This window comes from Streptomyces tardus, assembly GCF_018101125.2.
Taxonomy (GTDB): Bacteria; Actinomycetota; Actinomycetes; order Streptomycetales; family Streptomycetaceae; genus Streptomyces; species Streptomyces tardus.
This window is the reverse complement of record NZ_JAELVF020000001.1, coordinates 1,793,167-1,807,080: the sequence shown is the minus strand read 5'-3', so window position 1 is coordinate 1,807,080 and position 13,914 is coordinate 1,793,167. Positions and strand designations below refer to the sequence as shown.

Genomic DNA, 13,914 nt, shown 5'->3' with positions numbered 1-13,914 from the left:
GTGCCGGGAGGTGCCCCGATTGCGTACAACCGTCTTCCGGCGGGTCGGTATTCAGCCACTCCCGGGGCCCCGGGCCCCGGGAGTTGGTAGCTTCCGGAGATACGGAGCGGTCCGAGTTGTCCGCTCACCTAGCTGAGGAGATACAGATGGCGCTGTGGGACCGGATCAAGGAGTCCGCATCGACGATGCAGGTTCAACTCAACGAAAAGAAGAACGAGTTGAAGAGCGGTGGTTTCCGCGACGCGAGCATGGCCATGTGTGCGCTGGTGGCGGCTGCCGACGGTTCGATCGACCCGGCTGAGCGTCAGCGGGTCTCCGCGCTGATCGCGAGCAACGACGTGCTCCGCAACTTCCCGCCGCAGGACCTCCAGAGCCGTTTCGACGACAACTGCCAGAAGCTCACCGCCGACTACGAGCTCAACAAGGTCGAGCTGATGCAGACCGTCGGCAAGCTGGAGAAGAAGCCCACCGAGGCGCGTGCGGTCATCCAGATCGGCATTGTCATCGGTGGCGCGGACGGCGACTTCGACCAGGACGAGCGTGCGGTCGTCAAGGAGGCCTGCTTCGCGCTGGGCATCCCGCCGCACGAGTTCGACCTGTGACCACGGACCCCGTTCGCAGCGCGTGAGGGGAACGCCCCGTCTCCCGCGGCCCGTTCGGCCGGAGAGGAACGGGGCGTTCGTGTTCGCCCGTGTTCGCCGGTGTGCTCGCGTCGTGCCCGCGTTCCGGCTCTGCGGGGGCGGGTCGGTTCAGGAGAGGTTGAAGAGCGGGCCGGTCATGGTCAGTCCGAGGTCGTTGCCGACGTACGCGAAGAAGGCGAAGAGCATCAGCGCCGCCCCCGCGAGCGCGAGGTCCTTCTGGAACATCAGGCTCGCGGTCGATCTCGTGCCGGGGTCCGACTCGGCCCAGAAGTTGTGCATCGTCACCGCTGTCGGCAGCAGGAAGAGCACCAGCAGCAGCGCTCCGACATCCGGCCAGATGCCGAGCAGCAGGCTCAGCCCGGCGACCAGTTGGAGCACCCCGCTGCCGAGGACGGCGAGCCTCGGGGCGGGTACGCCCTTGGACGCGGCGTACTGCGCCATGCCCTTGCTCTTCGTCAGATGCCCGACGGCCGCTCCCAGGAAGAGCGGGACGAGGAGAAGCCGTCCGATCAGTACGAGTACATCCATCACGTCCTCCGGCGGGTGCGGCGGCGACCGGTTCGGGCGCTTCGGCGCCTCTCCCAGCGTAGGCCGCTTCCCCTGGCCCCGCAGAGCGGCGTCGTCCCTGGTCAGTGGCGGTAAGGACGACCCCGGTGCGGTGCGGTGCGGTGCGGTGCGGTGCGGTGCGCGGGCGCGGCTCCGGCGTACGGGCGCGCGGGCCCGGAGCACAGGTGGCGGGCGCGTACGGGCGCGGAAGCGCGGGCGGTGGGCGCGGGCGGCGGGGTACGGGTGGCGAGGGCGGGGCGCGGACATGCGGATGGCGGGCGGACGCGAACACCCCCGTGTTCCGCGTCCGCCCGCCGCCCGCCCGGCGACCCGGATCAGCCGAAGAAGTGCTTGTCCCCGGCGTTGTTCACCGCGAAGTGGTACGCGGCTGCTGCCGAGTTGCACAGCTTGAGCGGGTTGCCCTTCTTGTACTTGGTCTTGCAGGCACGGCGCATCTCCGCCTTGAAGCGGGCGTCGATCCAGTTCTTCGCCGTCCTGGTGGGGTCGAGCTCGAGCCCCTTGGCGGCGGAGCCGAAGTTGCGGTAGCCGAAGTCGTGCTGGTTGCAGGACGTGGTGAAGGTCTTCATGTACGGCGCGTAGCCGGTGGGAACCGAGCAGCCGTTGTTCGTCCAGTTGAAGGGCTTGACCTTCTTCAGCCCGGCGAACTGGGTGTGGCTGAGGTTCATGTACCCCCTCGCCACGCTCAGGTTCGAGCGTGCCGAACTCTGGCTGCTCGCGGCGGTCTCCTCCGCGAGGGGTGCTGCTGCGGCGGGGGCGGCGGTGAGCAGACCTCCGCCGAGTGCCGCCGAGGCGGTGACCGCCACGGCCGCGACCGTGGTTCTGAGCGTCCTGCGCATGGGCGTACTCCCGTGGGTGGTGTACGGCGGTGGCGGCCGGCCCGAGTGTGCGGCGGCCGTCGTACGAGTCCGTGCGGCGGCCGTTGTTCGCGGGCCGTGTCCTCAAGACGCCCTCACTGTGCGGAAATTGGGGGGACCGCCACCAGCCCGATGCCGCCGCACTGGGACGACTGCCTCCCGCAGCGGGCCTGATCTGGGGTTTCGGGTCTCGTCCCAGTCGCGTCGTGGGACGCTGTGGGACGGGTGGGGGAGCGCTGGGCCCGGTGCTGTTCCGGGCGGGGCTGTCGATCTCCGCGCCCGGCACTGCTAGACATGAGCGGAACGTTGGACCTACCGGGGCGTGGGATGTCAGGCGAAGAGCACCCAGATCATGGCGTATCGGAAAGTGTTCGCGAACTCACCGAGAACATGAGGGAGTTGCGTACCCGCAGCGGGCTGACGCTGGCGGCTCTGGCCGAGCGGACCAGTGTCAGCAAGTCCTCCTGGGAGCGCTATCTCAACGGCAAGAAGTTCCCGCCGCGCACCGCGGTCGCGGCGTTCGCACGCGCCGTCGGGGTCAAACCGGACCGGCTGCTGCTCCTGTGGGACCTGGCCGCACAGGCCCGCCACCGGGCCGCCGAACGCGAGGCGGACGACGAGCAGTTGGCGGAGGACGGCCGCGAGGAGGCCGCTCCGCTCGGCCCCCGCGAGGTTCCCGGACCCACCGGGTACTCCGGCGCGGAGTTGCTCCGCGGCGGTGGCGGCGTGCGCGAGGAACGGCGCGCGCGGCGGCTGGAGAGCGCCGTGCCCGCCGTACTGCGCACCCGTCGGGCCGCGCTCGCGGGAGCGCTCGTCGCCGTGCTGCTGCTGGGCGGCTTCACCGTGCTGCGGCTCAGCTCGGCAGGGGACGCCGAGGGGAACGCGCCGGCCACCAGCGACGGTGGGCCGGTCGGCTGCGTCGGCAAGGACTGCCAGGGCAAGAACCCCGCGTCCCACGGATGTGATCTGGACGCCTACACCGCCGCGCTGCGCGAGTTCGACGGCAGCTTCATCGAGCTGCGCTACAGCCCGAGCTGCCGTGCGGGCTGGGCGAGGATCAGCCACGCCGAGGTGGGGGACATCGCCCGGGTGGTGCCGCGCAAGGGCAGCCAGAGCGAGGAGCGGGCGATCAGCTACGACCGCGACGTCTTCTCGATGATGATGAACGCGCCGTACCCCGCCTCGGTGCGGGCCTGCGGGGTCAAGATCAAGGAGGGCCGGGACCGGCCGCTCACCGTCTGCTCCGAGCCCGGCGGCGCCGAGCCGCTCCCCCCGCCGCCCGCGCCCTCCACCACCCCCGAGGACGAGAAGCCCTCCGACGACCCGAGCCCCTCCGGTGACGGGGAGGCGACGGACGACGGAGAGGTGTCGGGCGAGGAGGACGCGTCCGGGACGGAGAGCGCCGGCGACAGCGACGCGTCGGGTGACGCTTCCGACGCCGCGTACGGCGGTGCGACGCGCGACAGCGCCGCGTACGGCGGTGCCGCTCGGGGCGGTGCCGCTCGGGTCAACGCCGGGGCGGCGTAGGGCAGTCGGCCCGGAAGGCGCACCGCCGCCGGTGCCGCGCCGTTCCCTGCGCCCCGTTCCCCGCGCGCCGTCCTCCGTGCTCTGTCGTCCGCGTCGGGCCGCCGTCCGCGTCAGTGCGTCGTCCCCCGCGCTGTGCCGTCCGCGTCGTTCGCCGCGTCACCGTCGGGTCGGGTCAGCTCCTCCGCGAGGAGGTCGAGCAGCAGGCTGTCGTGCCAGCCTCTGCCGTCGGCGTTCCGCTCGTACTTGCGCAGGGTTCCCACCGGGCGGAAGCCGACCTTCCGGTAGCAGGCGATCGCGGCGGCGTTGTCGGCCGCGGGATCGATCACCAGCCGGTGGAAGCCGCGGTCCTCGACGAGGTGGCGGGCCAGCGTGCGCACCGTGTCGGTGCCCAGGCCCTTTCCGTGCACGGCGGGGGAGAGGTAGAGGTCCATCCCGGCGTGCCGGTAGTCCGGTTCGTCCTCGCTGTACCAGCCGACGGCGCCGACCACGCGCCCCTCGTGCAGCACGGCGAAGGTCTCCGTCCCTTCCTCGGCCAGGTCCTCGCGCACCGCGGCCAGGAGGTCCTCGCCGCCGCGCCAGTATGCGTACACCTCGGGGTGGCGGCGGATCTCCGCGAGTTGCGGGACGTCCGTGTCCCGCACGGTGCGCAGTGTGACCAGTGCCCCGGCGAGGGTCTTCTCCTTCGGCCTGCGCACCCGTACGTTCCCCATCGCCCGGGTGAGGGTGATCTCCACGGCGACCCGGTCCGGATTGGGTGCGGGGGTGCGCTCGTAGCGCTCGGCGTGGCGGCGCACCGCCTCGGCCACCGCCTCCTCGTCCTCGACCACCCGCGCGACGCCCTCCAGCGTCGCCCAACGCCCTTCCGACGCCTGGCAGATGGCCACCCGGGCGCCGTTCTCGCCCGCCGCGCGAATGTGGGCGGCCTTGTGGCTCCTGGTGTTGGTGATGATCCGGGCGAGTCCGGCCTCGGGGTCGTACGTGGCGTGCACGGCGACGACGTGCGGGGTGCCGTCCTGCCGCGGGGTGGTCAGCGTGCACGGCAGGTGCTCGCGCCAGAAATCGAGGTAGGCGGGGTCGGGGTCGCACACGTCTGTCGCCATGGCGCGAGCGTATGCGAACGGCCGGCCTGCGGGCAGGGGCGGGTGAGCGTCCCACCGGGCCGGGCCCGCGGGTGCCGCCGGACCGGGAAGCCGAGGGGCGAGAGGGGCGGCGGCGAGGGCGGCGGAAGCGCGGTGGGAAGCGCGGCAGGAGGCAGCCCGGGGAGGGCTGCGGAACTTTCATTGAGTGGAATGGACTCAACTTTGTGTACGTTGGAGCAGTCAGGGCAGAACGGGGCTGACATCATGGGGGCCCGTGGGGATCTCACGGGCCCCCATGGGATCGGGAGTGGTTCCGTGACCTCCGCCCGGGGCACCCGACCGCGACCGCCCCGCCGGGCCGAGCGGGTCCGGCCGGTCGGCGCGCACCGTTCAGCGCCCCCGTCCGAGCCCCGGTGGCCCGTGGGCCGGCGGCCCGCAGAACACCGACCGACACCCGACAACTGCCCGACACCCGACCGCCGCCCCGGCACCTGCCGCGGCGGGACGGCGCCGTCGAAGACATCGACGACACCAAGGAGGAGCGACCGCACGTGGAAGCCGAGCTGACCAACAAGAGCCGGGACGCGCTCGGCGCGGCGAACAACCGCGCACTCACCGACGGCCACAGCGACATCACCCCGCCCCATCTCCTCCTCGCACTGCTGGAGGGGACGGACAACGAGAACATCCAGGACCTCCTCGCCGCGGTCGACGCGGACCAGGCGGCGCTGCGCGGCGGTACGGAGCGGCTGCTCGCCGCACAGCCCCGCGTGCAGGGCGACACGGTCGCCAAACCGCAGCCCAACCGCGAGCTGCTGGCCGTCATCGCGGACGCCTCGCAGCGTGCCAGGGAGCTGGGCGACGAGTTCGTCTCGACCGAGCATCTGCTGATCGGCGTCGCCCAACGGGGCGGCCGGGCGGGCGAGTTGCTGAAGGACCAGGGCGCCACCGCCAAGAAGCTGCTGGACGCCTTCGAACGCAGCCGCGGCGGCCAGCGGGTGACCTCGCCGGACCCGGAGGGCACGTACAAGGCGCTGGAGAAGTTCGGCGCGGACCTGACCGCCGCCGCGCGGGACGGCCGGCTCGATCCGGTGATCGGCCGCGACCAGGAGATCCGCCGGGTCGTCCAGGTGCTCTCGCGGCGCACGAAGAACAACCCCGTCCTCATCGGGGAGCCGGGCGTCGGCAAAACGGCCGTGGTCGAGGGCCTCGCCCAGCGGATCATCAAGGGCGACGTGCCCGAGTCGTTGCGCGACAAGCGGCTCGTCTCGCTCGATCTGGGCGCGATGGTGGCGGGTGCCAAGTACCGCGGCGAGTTCGAGGAGCGGCTGAAGACGGTCCTCGCGGAGATCAAGTCGAGCGACGGCCGGATCATCACCTTCATCGACGAGTTGCACACCGTCGTCGGCGCGGGCGCGGGCGGCGACTCCGCGATGGACGCGGGCAACATGCTCAAGCCGATGCTGGCCCGCGGCGAGCTGCGGATGGTCGGTGCGACGACGCTGGACGAGTACCGCGAGCGCATCGAGAAGGACCCGGCGCTGGAGCGGCGTTTCCAGCAGGTGCTGGTCGCCGAGCCGTCGGTGGAGGACTCCATCGCGATCCTGCGCGGGCTCAAGGGCCGGTACGAGGCGCACCACAAGGTGCAGATCGCGGACAGTTCGCTGGTGGCCGCCGCCGCGCTCTCCGACCGCTACATCACCTCGCGCTTCCTGCCCGACAAGGCGATCGACCTGGTCGACGAGGCCGCCTCCCGGCTCCGTATGGAGATCGACTCCTCTCCCCTGGAGATCGACGAACTCCAGCGCTCCGTCGACCGGATGAAGATGGAGGAGATGGCGCTCAGCAGCGAGTCGGACGTCGCCTCGCGGGAGCGGCTGGCCAGGCTCAAGCGCGATCTGGCCGACCGAGAGGAGGAGTTGCGGCAGCTCAACGCACGCTGGGACAAGGAGAAGCAGTCCCTGAACCAGGTCGGCGAGCTCAAGGAGCGGCTTGACGAGCTGCGCGGCCAGGCCGAACGCGCCGAGCGCGACGGGGACTTCGACACCGCGTCCAAGCTGCTCTACGGCGAGATCCCGTCCGTGGAACAGCAGTTGGTGGAGGCGTCCGAGGCCGAGCAGGAGGTGTCCCGCGACACCATGGTCAAGGAGGAGGTCGGTCCGGACGACATCGCCGACGTCGTCGCCTCCTGGACGGGCATCCCGGCCGGCCGGCTGCTGGAGGGCGAGACCCAGAAACTCCTGCGCATGGAGGAGGAGTTGGGTCAGCGGCTGATCGGCCAGGGCGAGGCGGTGCGCGCCGTCTCCGACGCGGTGCGCCGCTCCCGGGCCGGGGTCGCCGACCCGGACCGGCCGACCGGCTCCTTCCTCTTCCTCGGCCCGACCGGCGTCGGCAAGACCGAACTGGCAAAGGCGCTCGCCGACTTCCTCTTCGACGACGAGCGGGCCATGGTTCGCATCGACATGAGCGAGTACGGCGAGAAGCACTCGGTCGCCCGCCTCGTCGGCGCCCCGCCCGGCTACGTCGGGTACGAGGAGGGCGGCCAGCTGACCGAGGCGGTGCGGCGGCGGCCGTACACCGTCGTGCTGCTGGACGAGGTGGAGAAGGCCCACCACGAGGTCTTCGACATCCTGCTCCAGGTGCTGGACGACGGCAGGCTCACCGACGGGCAGGGCCGCACGGTCGACTTCCGCAACACCATCCTGGTGCTGACCTCCAACCTCGGCAGCCAGCATCTGCTGGACCGGCTCGCCAAGCCCGAGGAGCAGCGGGACAGGGTGCTCGCGGCCGTACGGGCGGCGTTCCGGCCCGAGTTCCTGAACCGGCTGGACGATCTGGTGGTCTTCTCCGCGCTCAGTGGGCCGGAGCTGGAGCGCATCGCGCAGTTGCAGATCGACAGCCTGCAGCGGCGGTTGAACGACCGCCGGCTGACCCTGGACATCACGCCCGAGGCGCTGGAGTGGCTCTCGGTCGAGGGCAACGACCCGGCGTACGGTGCCCGGCCGCTGCGCAGACTCGTGCAGACCGCCGTCGGCGACCAGCTGGCCAGGAAGATCCTGGGCGGCGAGGTCCACGACGGCGACACCGTGCGGGTCACGGCGACGGGCGAGGAGGGCCGGGGGCTGCGCGTCACCGCGGTGCGCCCCGACGCGCCGGAGTGACGTCCGTGCCGGGGACGTGCCCTTTCGCACCCCGCCCGCCCTTTTCGTGGCCGGTTCGGCTTGCCACGAAGGGGCGGGGGTGAGGGAGGATGGCCGGACTCGTACGAAGGGAAGTTCCACACGTGAGCATCGACCCGTCCTCGATTCCGAATTTCGGGGGCCAGCAGCCAGAGCCGCAGAGCGGTGGCCCGGCGGGACCGGTCGTCCCGGACCAGGAGCTCGTCAAGCAGCTCCTGGAGCAGATGGAGCTGAAGTACGTCGTCGACGACGAGGGCGACCTCGCGGCGCCGTGGGAGGAATTCCGCACGTACTTCATGTTCCGCGGTGAGGAGGAGCAGCAGGTCTTCTCCGTCCGCACCTTCTACGACCGTCCGCACCCGATCGAGGACAAGGGCAAGCTCCTTGAGTCGATCGACGACTGGAACCGCCGCACGCTGTGGCCGAAGGTCTACACCCACACCCACGACGACGGCACCGTACGTCTGATCGGTGAGGCCCAGACCCTCATCGGCATGGGCGTCGCGCTGGAGCACTTCGTCTCCTCCACGGTGAGCTGGGTGCGGGCGTCCATCGAGTTCGACAAGTGGCTGGTGGAGGCCCTCGGCCTGGAGAAGGACGCCGAATCCGCCGACGGCGAGAAGGCCGAAGGCGAGAAGGCCGACGGTGCCGACGGCGAGAAGACCGATGGCGAGGGCGGGACCGGCGACGCCAAGTCCTGAGTCCGCACGTTCTTCGACGACGACGGCCGGCCCCGGGTGCGGAACCCGGGGCCGGCCGTCGTCGTGTCCCGGGCGGGCCGGAGCGCGGACGCGACGCTGGTGCGGCTGCTGTCGGCCGTGTGGCGGGGATGCGACGGGGATGCGGCTGCCGTTGCGCGGCTCGGTGGTGGTTTCGGAGGGCGGCGCTCGCTGCGGTGAGGGCCGGCCGGGGTCAGGAGATGCGGTGGACGCGCTGGTCCGCCAGCTCGTAGCGGGCGGCGACCACGGCCAGCCGGCCGTCCGCGATGCGCTCCGCCAGATCCGGCTCGGCCGCCAACTGCCGCCGTACGTTGAGCGCGTGGGCCGTCACGGTCGCGTCGACACGGGCGTCGCCGTGCTGTGAGTGGTCGATCGAGGGGAAGATCTGCTCCACCACGTACTGGAGGTGGCCGGGCAGCTCCTCGCCGCTCTCCTCCGCCTCGACCGCCGCGGCGACCGCGCCGCAGGACTGGTGGCCGAGGACGAGTATCAGCGGGATGTCGAGCTCCAGCACGCCGTAGGCGACGCTGCCGATCACGCTGCTGTCGAGCACCTCGCCTGCGGAGCGCACCGTCATCAGGTCGCCGAGGCCCTGGTCGAAGACCAGCTCGGGCGGCACCCGCGAGTCGATGCAGCCGAGCACCACCGCGAACGGGTTCTGGCCGGAGACCAGGACCTGACGTATCTCCTCCGACTCGTGCGGGTGCTCCTGGCGCATCCGGCGCCACCGCTGGTTGCCCTCGGCCAGCTCCTTCAGCGCCGCGGCCGGGGAGCCCGGCCGCTCGGTCAGCAGCCCTCGGCCGCGGGCCGGGGCCGCCACCGCGCCGCCGCCGAGCGCCAGGCCGGCGCCGACCACCGCCGTACCGCCGACCACCGCGCGCAGCAGCGCGCGCCTGCCGGTCCCGGTCACGGTTCCGGTGGTGGCGGTGGTCGGCGGTACGGCGGTGGTGCCGTTCGCCGTCGGGGCGGCGGAGTCTCCAGGACCGTGGTCCGTACGTTCGTTCCGGTTCATGAGTTGAACCTATGAACGTGCGCGGAGCCGTACGAGGCTCCTGGGGAGTCTTGGTCAAGGCTTGGGTCAACTGCGGTGAATACGCGGGCAGTTCATTGCCGACAGGGGAGCAACCCGCTCGCGCACCGCGACGTCCGGGGCCCGTTCTCCCCGTCGACGGGAGGGATCTTGTGTGCGCTTCCTCGTACACCTCCCGCAGGCGCGACTGCTCGTGCGCGGGCGCCGTGCGCGAACTCCCGTACGCGGGAGCGCCGGTGCGGGGCGGGCGGGCGTGCGCCCCGGCCTCGTGCCTCGGGGCGGGCGTGCGCCCGGGCGTCCGGGGCAGCCGTCAGTCCAGCTCGTCCACGTACCGCTTGGAGTCCAGCAGTGAGGCCTCCGGGAAGTCGGCGCGCACCACCTTGACGGCGGCCACCATCCCCTCGCCGTCCCGCACCGCGCGTATCTTCGAGCCGTCCACCGTGGCCGCGAAGTCCTCGTAGGTGGGGAACCTGCGCGAGAACTCCTCCCGGCGCTGCCGGGCCATACGGCTGGTCACCATCGTGAGGACGAGGGCGGCGACGACCACGAGCACCAGAATCAGTTTCAACATGCTTCGAGGCTACGCGGCCCCGCCGGGGCAGCAGGAGTGCGCGTCGGCGCCCGGGCGGGCAACCGCTCCCGGGCCTGGGCCGACTGGTCCCGACCGGCCCGGCGGAGGGACGCCGAAGGTGCGGGCCGGGCGGGTTCTCCGTTCTCTTTCCGTCGCCGTTCCGGTCCCTTTGCCCGTGCGTTCCGGTCCCTTTGCACGCCGGGGCGGGCCCGACTCCCGCGGACGTGCCGGGGGTTGTGAGGGGTCGGTGTGAGGTCACGAGGGGGTGTCGACGGGGACGGGCGGGCGGAGTAGTGTCCCTCGCGGCCGTCGCCCGGCCCTGTTTCCGTCGCTGCTGCGAGAGCCGACTCGCCTTTCGCAGCGGGCAGTTCGGCGAGGTCGGGCCATGTCCTTCCACCTGGTTTCAACCCCCACACGAACGAGAGTGGAGACACCGTGACAACTCAGAACACCCTGCGCGCGGTTGCCGTGCTCGGCGCGACCACCCTGCTTGCGCTCGCCGGAGGCCAGGCCTTCGCCGGCGTCGCCCCCACCGACTCCCCCGAGAAGGCCGCCACCGTCGTCACCTACGACGCCTCCGGCGCCGAGGAGTTCACCGAGGCCGTCGACGGCGGCGCCGACGTCTGGAACGAAAGCGTCACCGGCGTACAGCTGGAGCCCGCCGAGGCCGGCGAGCAGGCGAACATCACGATCGTCGCCGACGACGGCTGGCCGCGCGCGCAGACCACCTCGCTCGGCAACGGGCGCATCTGGATGGGGCGCCAGGCCGTCGAGGAGGGCCACGACACCCTGCGGATCGCCTCGCACGAGCTGGGCCACATCCTCGGCCTGCCGGACATCAAGCCCGGCCCGTGCACCAGTCTGATGTCCGGCGCGAGCGCCGGGACGGACTGCACCAACGCCTACCCGGACGAGTCGGAGAAGGCGAGCGTCGAGGACAACTTCGGCACCGCCTCGTACTTCAAGAGCGATGCGGACTTCAAGCGCATCCCGCTCACCGTCGGCCGCGTCCACCAGGACTGACGGCGCGGACGTCCGCGCGCCAGAACCTCCTTGGCGCACACGGCTGTTGAACACAGTTGGCTCCGAGTCCCCACGGACTCGGAGCCAACTGTGCAATGCGGGGCGGAGGTTGGGGCCGGACGGGAACCCGGACGCGAGGTCGAGCCCGGGCCTGGAGCCCGGAGCTGTCAGCGTCGTCGGAACTCGTGCTCCAGCGTCGGGTCGAGCGCCGAGTCGTAGATGCCCGTGCCCCGGCAGTGCTTGCACTCCGCCGGGTGGTGGACGGTCTCCATCGGGCCCTCGAACGGGTGCGGGCCGGCGACGTACGCCGTGGCACGGGCCACGGCTCCACCGCCCTGGCACCACTCGCACTGGACGCCCTCGGGCTGGTCGGCGGGGTCGTACCACTCCATACGCTGGTCCCGGCGTCTCCCGCTCGCTCGCTGCGGTGCAGCGCGGTGCGGTGACGCTGTTTCCCTTCTCCTGGCGGTGCTTCGCGGCCGGTCGCCGCGCTTCCGGTGCCGGGCCCGACCGTACCTCCGGGCCGTACGTCCGGGTCGTACGTCCGGGTCGTACGTCCGAGCCGTACTGCGCGTACCGGCGGAGTCCGCGCACCGGCCCGTGTCCGGGTTCCGGCGGGCAGGCCCAACGTAGCCCGCCGCGGTCGGCGAGCGGCCGAGGCCGGGCCGACCGGGTGCGCCGAGCCGATGCCCTTCTGCGCTCCACGAGTTGGGGCGACGGAGGACCGTGTTGGACAACATCTCTCCCGGCGTGCCGACTGTTCCGAGCGCGCGGGGCATTCGGCACGAGCGCCGCGCCGCTCACCGCCGCGCCGCCGCTCACCGTCCGGCTGGTCCGCAGGCCCGAAGCGCGCCGACAGGGGGCGGGTCAGGGCCGGTTGGCGAGGCGGGCGAGGCGGGCGCCGGCCTCCCGGATGACCTCGGGGCGCTTGCAGAAGGCGAAGCGTACGAAGTGCGCGCCCTCCTCCCGGTGGTCGTAGAAGACCGCGTTGGGGATCGCGACCACGCCGCAGCGGTCGGGCAGCTCGCGGCAGAACGCGAATCCGTCGCTCTCGCCCAGCGGGCGGATGTCCGCGGTGACGAAGTAGGTGCCGGCCGGCCGGTACACCGTGAGGCCGGCCTCCCGCAGGCCCTCGCTGAGCAGGTCGCGGGTGGCGCGCAGCCGGTCGGCCAGCTCGGTGTAGTACCGGTCGGGCAGGGCCAGTGCCTCGGCGACCGCGTACTGGAACGGTCCTGCGGAGACGAAGGTCAGATACTGCTTCGCCGTCCGCACCGCGCTCACCAGCTCGGGCGCGCCGGTCACCCAACCGACCTTCCAGCCGGTGAAGTTGTAGGTCTTTCCGGCCGAGGAGATGGTCAGCACCCGCTCTCGCAGACCGGGGAAACGGTCGGCGAAGGTCGCCAGCGGAACGTGCTCGCCGTCGTAGACGAGATGCTCGTAGACCTCGTCGGTGACCACCAACAGGTCGCGTTCGCAGGCGAGTTCGGCGATCATCGCCAGCTCGTCGCGGTCCAGGACGGTGCCGGTGGGGTTGTGCGGGGTGTTGAGCAGGATGAGGCGGGTGCGGTCGGTGACGGCGGCGCGCAGCTCGTCCGGGTCGAGGCGGTACCGCTCGCCGTCCGGACGCAGTGTGACGGGCACCCGGGTGCCGCCGGCCATGGCGATCCCGGCGGCGTACGAGTCGTAGTAGGGCTCCAGCGCGATGACCTCGTCACCGGGCTCGACGAGCCCCAGCAGCGAGGCGGCGAGCGCCTCGGTCGCCCCGGCGGTGACGAGGACCTCGGTGTCGGGGTCGTACGACAGCCCGTAGAAGCGCCGCTGGTGCTCGGCGACGGCCCGTCGCAGCTCGGGCACGCCCGGACCCGGCGGGTACTGGTTACCGCGTCCGTCCCGCAGCGCCCGTACCGCCGCCTCGCGGACCTCCTCGGGGCCGTCGGTGTCCGGGAAGCCCTGCCCGAGGTTGATCGCACCGGTGGAGGTGGCCAGGGCGGACATCTCGGCGAAGATCGTCGTCCCGAACTCGGCGAGCCGTCGGTTCAGCGGTGGTCGTCCCATACGGCTCATCCTCGGTGATCGGGTGGCCTTCCCCAACCGGCCCGGCGGGCGCGCGCCGGGCCGTTCGCGCTGGTTGACGCGGCGTTCCGACGGGGCGGCGGGGCCCGGGCCGGCGTGGCGCCGCACCCGGGCGGGAACCGCACCGGACGTCGTGGCGTCGAACTCAGCGTGCGGGCGCGGCCGTTGGAGCGGAAGGCCGGCGGGCACAGTGCGGAGCCGGACGGTCCCGAGCCGCGGCTGTACGGAACGACGTTCGAAACAGGGGGAGTTGCGATGCTGGTGACTTTGGCGGTCGTGGGAGTGATCGTGCTGGTCGGCGGAGTGGCCGGTCTGCTGATTGTTCGGCTTCAGCGGGCGCAGGGGGCGGCGCAGGCGCGGGCCGCCGGCGCGTCCCACACCTCGTTCTGGGGTGGCGGGGGCGACGACGGCGGGTCCGGAGGCGGAGGCTGCGGTGGTGGCGACGGCGGCGGAAGCAGCAGCAGTGGCGGCGGCGGTGGTGACGGCGGCGGTGGCTGCTGATCCTCCCGGTCGGTCGCGTGTGGTGAACCGGCTGGTTTCCGCGGCGAGTTGATGCGGCGCCGGAGAGCGCCGGGTCGCCTCTCGCGGCGGGTGCGGACGTACTCGCGGCGTGCGGGGCGGTGTTGCGCTGCGGCAGGGGGCGACGGGGCG

At 72.1% G+C, this 13,914-nt stretch carries 13 protein-coding genes and 1 pseudogene; 6 read left to right on the top strand and 8 right to left on the bottom strand.

All coding sequences use genetic code 11. The features are described from left to right. The first annotated feature begins 146 nt into the window (after positions 1 to 146). Entirely contained in the window at positions 147 to 602 is a 456-nt protein-coding gene (locus JGS22_RS07790) for a tellurite resistance TerB family protein (RefSeq protein ID WP_211043807.1), read from the top strand. 147 nt (positions 603 to 749) lie between these two features. On the opposite strand, the gene JGS22_RS07785 is transcribed toward JGS22_RS07790, so the two are convergent. Then, complete coding sequence (locus tag JGS22_RS07785; RefSeq protein ID WP_211043805.1) at positions 750 to 1,169, bottom strand: DoxX family protein; 420 nt, start codon at positions 1,167 to 1,169, stop codon at positions 750 to 752. A gap of 353 nt (positions 1,170 to 1,522) precedes the next feature. Further along, the gene (locus tag JGS22_RS07780; RefSeq protein ID WP_211043745.1) at positions 1,523 to 2,044 is read right to left on the bottom strand and encodes a phospholipase A2; all 522 of its coding nucleotides are present in this window, start codon (positions 2,042 to 2,044) and stop codon (positions 1,523 to 1,525) included. Between the two features lie 408 nt (positions 2,045 to 2,452). Here JGS22_RS07780 and JGS22_RS07775 point away from each other — a divergent pair, with 408 nt between their 5' ends. Further along, on the top strand, positions 2,453 to 3,589 hold the full coding sequence (locus tag JGS22_RS07775) for a helix-turn-helix domain-containing protein (RefSeq protein WP_216814882.1): 1,137 nt from the start codon (positions 2,453 to 2,455) through the stop codon (positions 3,587 to 3,589). Positions 3,590 to 3,699: 110 nt separating this feature from the next. Here JGS22_RS07775 and JGS22_RS07770 read toward each other — a convergent pair whose 3' ends face one another. Together JGS22_RS07770 and JGS22_RS07765 are read right to left on the bottom strand one after the other, a co-directional pair. After that, on the bottom strand, positions 3,700 to 4,299 hold the full coding sequence (locus JGS22_RS07770) for a GNAT family N-acetyltransferase (RefSeq protein ID WP_211041849.1): 600 nt from the start codon (positions 4,297 to 4,299) through the stop codon (positions 3,700 to 3,702). Beyond that, positions 4,294 to 4,689: pseudogene (locus JGS22_RS07765) on the bottom strand (pyridoxamine 5'-phosphate oxidase family protein); the annotation flags it as partial. The gene JGS22_RS07770 and the pseudogene JGS22_RS07765, both read right to left, overlap by 6 nt. 530 nt (positions 4,690 to 5,219) lie before the next feature. Here JGS22_RS07765 and clpB point away from each other — a divergent pair. Both clpB and JGS22_RS07755 read left to right on the top strand, forming a co-directional pair. Further along, the gene (gene clpB / locus JGS22_RS07760; RefSeq protein WP_211041850.1) at positions 5,220 to 7,829 is read left to right on the top strand and encodes an ATP-dependent chaperone ClpB; all 2,610 of its coding nucleotides are present in this window, start codon (positions 5,220 to 5,222) and stop codon (positions 7,827 to 7,829) included. Positions 7,830 to 7,951: 122 nt separating this feature from the next. After that, positions 7,952 to 8,548: a type III secretion system chaperone family protein gene (locus JGS22_RS07755; RefSeq protein WP_211041841.1), complete on the top strand. Its 597-nt coding sequence runs from the start codon at positions 7,952 to 7,954 to the stop codon at positions 8,546 to 8,548. A gap of 211 nt (positions 8,549 to 8,759) precedes the next feature. On the opposite strand, the gene JGS22_RS07750 is transcribed toward JGS22_RS07755, so the two are convergent. Both JGS22_RS07750 and JGS22_RS07745 read right to left on the bottom strand, forming a co-directional pair. Beyond that, on the bottom strand, positions 8,760 to 9,578 hold the full coding sequence (locus JGS22_RS07750) for a carbonic anhydrase (protein WP_211041842.1): 819 nt from the start codon (positions 9,576 to 9,578) through the stop codon (positions 8,760 to 8,762). A 328-nt stretch (positions 9,579 to 9,906) separates the two neighbouring features. Continuing rightward, on the bottom strand, positions 9,907 to 10,167 hold the full coding sequence (locus tag JGS22_RS07745; protein ID WP_211041843.1) for a hypothetical protein: 261 nt from the start codon (positions 10,165 to 10,167) through the stop codon (positions 9,907 to 9,909). Between the two features lie 435 nt (positions 10,168 to 10,602). Between JGS22_RS07745 and JGS22_RS07740 the strand changes: the two genes are divergently transcribed. Next, positions 10,603 to 11,190, top strand: coding sequence for a snapalysin family zinc-dependent metalloprotease (locus tag JGS22_RS07740; protein ID WP_308405565.1), 588 nt, complete (start codon positions 10,603 to 10,605; stop codon positions 11,188 to 11,190). 167 nt (positions 11,191 to 11,357) lie between these two features. Here the strand turns inward: JGS22_RS07740 and JGS22_RS07735 are convergent, their stop codons facing one another. Both JGS22_RS07735 and JGS22_RS07730 read right to left on the bottom strand, forming a co-directional pair. Next, a complete protein-coding gene (locus JGS22_RS07735) occupies positions 11,358 to 11,582 on the bottom strand; it encodes a hypothetical protein (protein ID WP_211041844.1) in 225 nt (74 codons plus the stop codon). 475 nt (positions 11,583 to 12,057) lie between these two features. Then, on the bottom strand, positions 12,058 to 13,245 hold the full coding sequence (locus JGS22_RS07730; protein WP_236073074.1) for a pyridoxal phosphate-dependent aminotransferase: 1,188 nt from the start codon (positions 13,243 to 13,245) through the stop codon (positions 12,058 to 12,060). Between the two features lie 273 nt (positions 13,246 to 13,518). Here JGS22_RS07730 and JGS22_RS07725 point away from each other — a divergent pair, with 273 nt between their 5' ends. Beyond that, the gene (locus JGS22_RS07725; RefSeq protein WP_211041846.1) at positions 13,519 to 13,764 is read left to right on the top strand and encodes a hypothetical protein; all 246 of its coding nucleotides are present in this window, start codon (positions 13,519 to 13,521) and stop codon (positions 13,762 to 13,764) included. Positions 13,765 to 13,914 lie beyond the last annotated feature (150 nt).

Coding starts and splice junctions, on each gene's coding strand:
- JGS22_RS07790 (WP_211043807.1), top strand. CDS start 147: ATGGCGCTGTGGGACCGGATCAAGGAGTCCGCATCGACGATGCAGGTT.
- JGS22_RS07735 (WP_211041844.1), bottom strand. CDS start 11,582: ATGGAGTGGTACGACCCCGCCGACCAGCCCGAGGGCGTCCAGTGCGAG.
- JGS22_RS07725 (WP_211041846.1), top strand. CDS start 13,519: ATGCTGGTGACTTTGGCGGTCGTGGGAGTGATCGTGCTGGTCGGCGGA.
- JGS22_RS07775 (WP_216814882.1), top strand. CDS start 2,453: ATGAGGGAGTTGCGTACCCGCAGCGGGCTGACGCTGGCGGCTCTGGCC.
- JGS22_RS07730 (WP_236073074.1), bottom strand. CDS start 13,245: ATGGGACGACCACCGCTGAACCGACGGCTCGCCGAGTTCGGGACGACG.
- JGS22_RS07750 (WP_211041842.1), bottom strand. CDS start 9,578: ATGAACCGGAACGAACGTACGGACCACGGTCCTGGAGACTCCGCCGCC.
- JGS22_RS07780 (WP_211043745.1), bottom strand. CDS start 2,044: ATGCGCAGGACGCTCAGAACCACGGTCGCGGCCGTGGCGGTCACCGCC.
- JGS22_RS07745 (WP_211041843.1), bottom strand. CDS start 10,167: ATGTTGAAACTGATTCTGGTGCTCGTGGTCGTCGCCGCCCTCGTCCTC.
- JGS22_RS07785 (WP_211043805.1), bottom strand. CDS start 1,169: ATGGATGTACTCGTACTGATCGGACGGCTTCTCCTCGTCCCGCTCTTC.
- JGS22_RS07770 (WP_211041849.1), bottom strand. CDS start 4,299: ATGGGGAACGTACGGGTGCGCAGGCCGAAGGAGAAGACCCTCGCCGGG.